We start from the raw sequence: 5,187 nt of genomic DNA, 5'->3' as shown, positions 1-5,187 counted from the left end.
ACTCCCCCGACCGCACCGCACGCACCGCCAGATCCAACGCCACCAACGACGACGAACACGCCGTATCCACCGTCAACGCCGGACCCCGCGACCCCAGCACATACGCGATCCGCCCCGACGCCACGCTCGACTCGTTACCGGCCAGCAGCAGGCCCTCCAGCTCCTCGGGCACGACGCGCAGACGACTGCCGTAGTCGTCGTACATGGCCCCGATGAACACGCCGGTGTCACTGTCCCTGAGCGACAGCGGGTCGATGCCGGCCCGCTCCAGCGCCTCCCACGACACCTGCAGCAGCAACCGCTGCTGCGGATCGGTGGCCAGCGCCTCCCGAGGGCTCATCCCGAAGAACGCCGGATCGAACTCCCCCGCGTCGTGCAGGAAACCGCCCCGGCGCGTGTACGCGGTGCCCCGGTGGTCGGGGTCCGGGTGATAGAGGGCGTCGAGGTCCCAGCCCCGGTCGTCCGGGAAGTCACCCGTGACGTCCGCGCCACTGGCCACCACCTGCCACAGGTCCTCCGGCGAGGCCACCCCGCCCGGGAACCGGCACCCCATCCCCACGATCACCACCGGGTCGTCGTCCGCCGCCCGCACCGCGACCGCGGTGGCCGCCCTCTCCTCCACAGTGATGAGGCCGAGCAGGTGCCCGGCGAGCGCGGCGACGGTCGGGAACTCGAACACGATCGTGGCCGGGAGCGTCAGCCCGGTCAGGGCGTTCAGCCGGTTGCGCAGCTCGACCGAGGTGAGCGAGTCGAAGCCGAGTTCCTTCAACGGCCGGTCACCGGGCACCTCGGCCGGATCGTCGTGCCCGAGGACGGACGCGGCCTGCTCGCGCACGAGCCGGGTGACCAGGTTCAGGCGCTCGTGCGGACGTCCGGACAGCACCCGCCGCGCCCAGGCGCCTTCGGCCGCCCGCCGCACACGAGACGGAAAGACCACGAGGCTGGAGAACAGGGCGGGCAACCGCCCCGCCGCCGCCTCCTCACGCAGCACGGCGTCGTCGAGGGGCGACACCACGGTGTACGGCTCGCGCACCCGGTCGAGGACGTCGAGGGCGACGGCCGTGGAGAGCGTGCCCACGCCGTACCGGGCGAGCCGGGCGCGGCCGGCGTCGTCGAGGTGGCCGGTCATGGCGCTGGCCTCCTCCCACACGCCCCAGGCGACGGAGGTCGCGGGCAGCCCGAGACCGGCCCGGTGCTCGGCGAGGGCGTCGAGGAACGCGTTGGCCGCGGCGTAGTTCGCCTGCCCGGGCACTCCGAGGGCGGCCACGGCGGAGGAGAACAGCACGAAGCGCTCCAATGGAAGCTCCGCTGTCAGCTCGTGCAGATGCCAGGCGGCGTCCAGCTTCGGCCGCAGCACCGCGGCGAGCGCGCGGGCGTCCAGCTCCGTGAGGGTGGCGTCGGCCAGCACGCCCGCCGTGTGCACCACGCCGCGCAGCGGGCGGCCGGCGGGGACGGCGGCCAGCACCTCCGCCAGGGCGTCCCGGTCGGCGACGTCGCAGGCCACCAGGGTGACCTCCGCGCCCGCCTCGCGCAGGTCGCGGGCGAGGGCCTCCGCGCCGGGGGCGTCCGGCCCGGATCGGCTCACGAGCAGCAGGTGGGGCGGGCGGGCCGCCGCCGCCAGCCTGCGGGCCACGAGTGCCCCCAGGGTTCCCGTGCCGCCGGTGATGAGCACGGTGCCGCCCGTACCGAGCTCAGTGCCGTTCGTAGTGAGCTCAGTGCGGTTCGTAGTGAGCCCGGCGCCACCCGTAGCGACCTCAGTGCCGCTCGTGCCCAGCCCGGGGCCGTCTGAGCTGAGCTCGGCGCCCGGGTCGGCGCCGTCCTCGTCGCCGTGCCCGTGGCCGTACTCATGCTGGGGCTCGGTCACGGGCGCGGGCAGGTCCCGGACGGCGAGCCTCGGCGCCAGCACGACCCCGTCGCGTACGGCCACCTCGCGTTCGCCGTGCCCGGAGGCGAGCAGCGCCACGGGCGCCGGGCCGTCCACCACGGCGAGCGCGAACCGGCCGGGGTGCTCGGCGGCGGCGGTGCGCACCAGCCCGCGCAGCGGCGCGGAGGCGAGGTCCCGCCCGTCGGCCACCACCGTGAGCCTGATGCCGTCGAGCGCGGGATCGGCGGCCCATTGCTGCAGCAGGGCGAGGACGGCGGCCGTGCGGGCGTGCGCCCGCCCGGCGAGACCGGCGGAGGAGCCTTCGGGGACGGCGGCGGTTCGCGGTCCGCCCACCGGGACGAGCACCACCTCGGCCCGGGTGAGCGCCACGGCGTCCGCACCGGTGACGACCTCCACGTCGTCGGGATCGCCGAGGTCGCGGAGATTCCCGAGATCCAGCAGGTCTCCGGTGGCGCCGAAGCCCTCCAGCACCCCGACGCGGCGCGGCGCCGGGCCGAGGTCGGTCACCGGCTCCCAGACGAGGCCGTACGCCTCGGCGGCGGGCCGGACGCCCGTGAGGTCCTCACGGGTGGCCGGCCGGAAGGCCAGCGACTCTATCGTCCCGATCGTCTGCCCGCCCTCGTCCGCGAACAGGTAGCGGAACCGAGAGCCGCCGAGCGGCTCGACGCGGGCCCGCACGGTGCGCCCGGCCCGGCCGGTGAGGCGCAGGCCCTCGAACGCGAACGGCAGGAGGGGCGCGCCGGCGCCGGGGTCGGCGAGCCCGGCGAGCCCCGCCACCACCGGGTGGAGGGCCGCGTCCAGGAGCGCGGGATGCAGCGGGAAGCCCTGCGCGGAGCCGGACGGGTCCGCGTCCGAGGGGGAGGACAGCTCCGCGTAGACCGTGTCGCCGTGGCGCCATACGGCGGTGAGGCCCTGGAAGGCCGGGCCATAGTCGTAGCCGAGCCGGTACAGGCGGTCGTAGACGTCCGACACGTCGACCGCTTCGGTCCCGGCGGGGGGCCAGGCCGGGAGTTCGTCGCCATGCGGGTCGCGGAGCGCAGGTGTGTCTCCGGCCTCGGCGAGGGTGCCCGAGGCGTGCCGGGTCCACGGCCGGTCGTCACCGGCCCGGGCGTGCACCTCGACGCCGCGCCGTCCGTCCGCGCCGGGGGCGGCGACGAGCACCTGCACCTGCGCGGGCCGGTCGGCGTCCAGCGTGAGAGGAGCCTCGACGGTCAGCTCGCGCACCTCGGGGGTGCCGGTGAGCCGACCGGCGTGCGCGGCCAGTTCGGCGAACGCCGTACCGGGAAGCAGGGTGGTGCCCAGGACCCGGTGGTCGGCGAGCCAGCCCTGCGCGGCCAGGTCGATCTGCCCGGTCAGCACCGCCCCGCCGTCCGCGAGCGTGACCATCGCGCCGAGCAGGGGATGCCGGGCTGCGGCGAGACCGAGCCGGGACGCCTGGGCCGGTCCGGCGGAGGGTGTGAGCCAGTAGCGCTCGCCGCTGAACCGGTAGGTGGGCAGGTCCACCGGCGTGCCCTCGCGCGGCCAGGCGACGGGGACACCGGCGAGGTGGGCCACGGCCAGGGCTCGGCGGAAGGCGCCCGGCCCGCCCTCGCCGCGCCGGAGCGTGCCCGCGGCGAGGCACGTGATCCCCCGCTCGGCGAACGTCTCCTCCACGGCCACGGTGAGCACCGGATGCGGGCTGATCTCGACGAACCTCCGGTGGCCGCTGTCGGCGAGGCCGCCGAGGGCGGCGTCGAAGCGGACGGTCTCCCGGAGGTTGCGGAACCAGTAGCCGGCGTCCAGGGTGGTCGTGTCCAGCACGTCGCCGGTCACCGCGGAGTGGAAGGCGATCTCGGCGGGCCGGGGTCGCAGCCCCGCGAACGTCCGCAGCAGTTCCTCGCGCAGCGGCTCGACGTACCTCGTGTGGGAGGCGTAGTCCACCGGGACCCGGCGGGCGCGCACGCCGTCGTCCTCGCACCGGGCGAGCAGCTCGGCGAGCGCCGCGGCGTCCCCGGCGACGACGGTCGAGCGCGGTCCGTTGCGCACGGCGACCTCGACGGCGCCCTCCCAGCGAGCCGCGAGCTCGGCCGCCTCGGCCGCGCCCAGCGCCACCGACACCATGCCACCGTCCCCGGCGATCCGGGCGATGGCCTTGCTGCGCAGGGTGACAAGCCGCGACGCGTCGGCGAGGGACAGCGCGCCCGCGACATAAGCGGCGGCGATCTCGCCCTGGGAGTGCCCGACGACCGCGTCCGGCGTGACCCCTGCGGCGCGCCACATCGCCGCGAGCGACACCATGACCGCGAACAGCACCGGCTGCACGACGTCGACGCGGTCGAGCGAGGGCGCGCCGTCCGCGCCCCGCAGGACGTCGTGCAGGGACCAGTCGGTGTGCTCGGCGAAAGCCTCGGCGCAGGCGTCGATCCCGGCCCGGAAGACCGGGTCGGCGTCCAGGAGCGCGCGGGCCATCTCGGGCCACTGCGACCCCTGACCGGGGAAGACGAAGACCGTTCGCCCACCGATCCGCTCGCCCGTCACGACCGCGTCGTGGACCTCGCCCCGGGCGAGCGCGCGCAGGGCGGCCTGGTGGTCTCCCAGGACGGCCGCGCCGTACGGAAGCCGCGCCCGCGACAGGAGCGTCGTGGACACGTCCCGGAGGCGGAGCTCCGGGTGGTCGTGCAGGTGCCCGGCGAGCGCGGCGGCCTGCCGTCGCAGCGCCGCCGCGTCCGTTCCCGACAGCAGCAGCGGCACGCCCTCCTCGGCCGAGGGGCCCGCAGTCGTCGCGGTGACGGACGTCGTGGTGACGGACGGCGCGGTGGCGTCCTGGCCGGTGGAAGGGTCGTCGCCGGTGGCGGGTGATTGTCCGAGTGTGTCGGCGGGTGGCTGTCCGAGGGCGGTGGTGGGTGGCTGTCCGAGTGTGGTGGTGGGGGGTTGTCCGAGTCTGGTGGTGGGGGGTTGTCTGGGGGTGTCGGTGGGTGGTTGCTGGAGGATGACGTGGGCGTTGGTGCCGCTGATCCCGAACGAGGACACCCCCGCCCGCCGCGGCCGTTCCCCCTGCGGCCAGGCCACCGGCCCGGTCAGCAACGCCAGCCCCGAACCCTCCCAGTCCACATGCGGCGTCGGCTCGTCCACATGCAACGTCGCCGGCAGCACCCCATGCCGCATGGCCATCACCATCTTGATGACCCCGCCCACGCCCGCCGCCGCCTGAGCATGACCGATGTTCGACTTCAACGACCCCACCCACAACGGCGCCACCCGGCCACGCCCATAGGCCGCACCCAACGCCCGCGCCTCGATCGGATCCCCCAACCGCGTCCCCG

1 protein-coding gene is annotated in these 5,187 nt (G+C 75.6%); it reads right to left on the bottom strand.

The genetic code is table 11. The annotated features are described in order from the left end of the window. Positions 1 to 5,187: SDR family NAD(P)-dependent oxidoreductase (locus HHX40_RS35415; RefSeq protein ID WP_182884043.1), on the bottom strand; the 5,187-nt coding region annotated here is incomplete at both ends.

The sequence above is a fragment of the Microbispora sp. H10949 genome, from assembly GCF_014161435.1.
GTDB classification, from domain to species: Bacteria; Actinomycetota; Actinomycetes; order Streptosporangiales; family Streptosporangiaceae; genus Microbispora; species Microbispora triticiradicis.
Note: the sequence above shows the minus strand (reverse complement) of the source record. Positions and strands in the feature narration are given on the sequence as shown.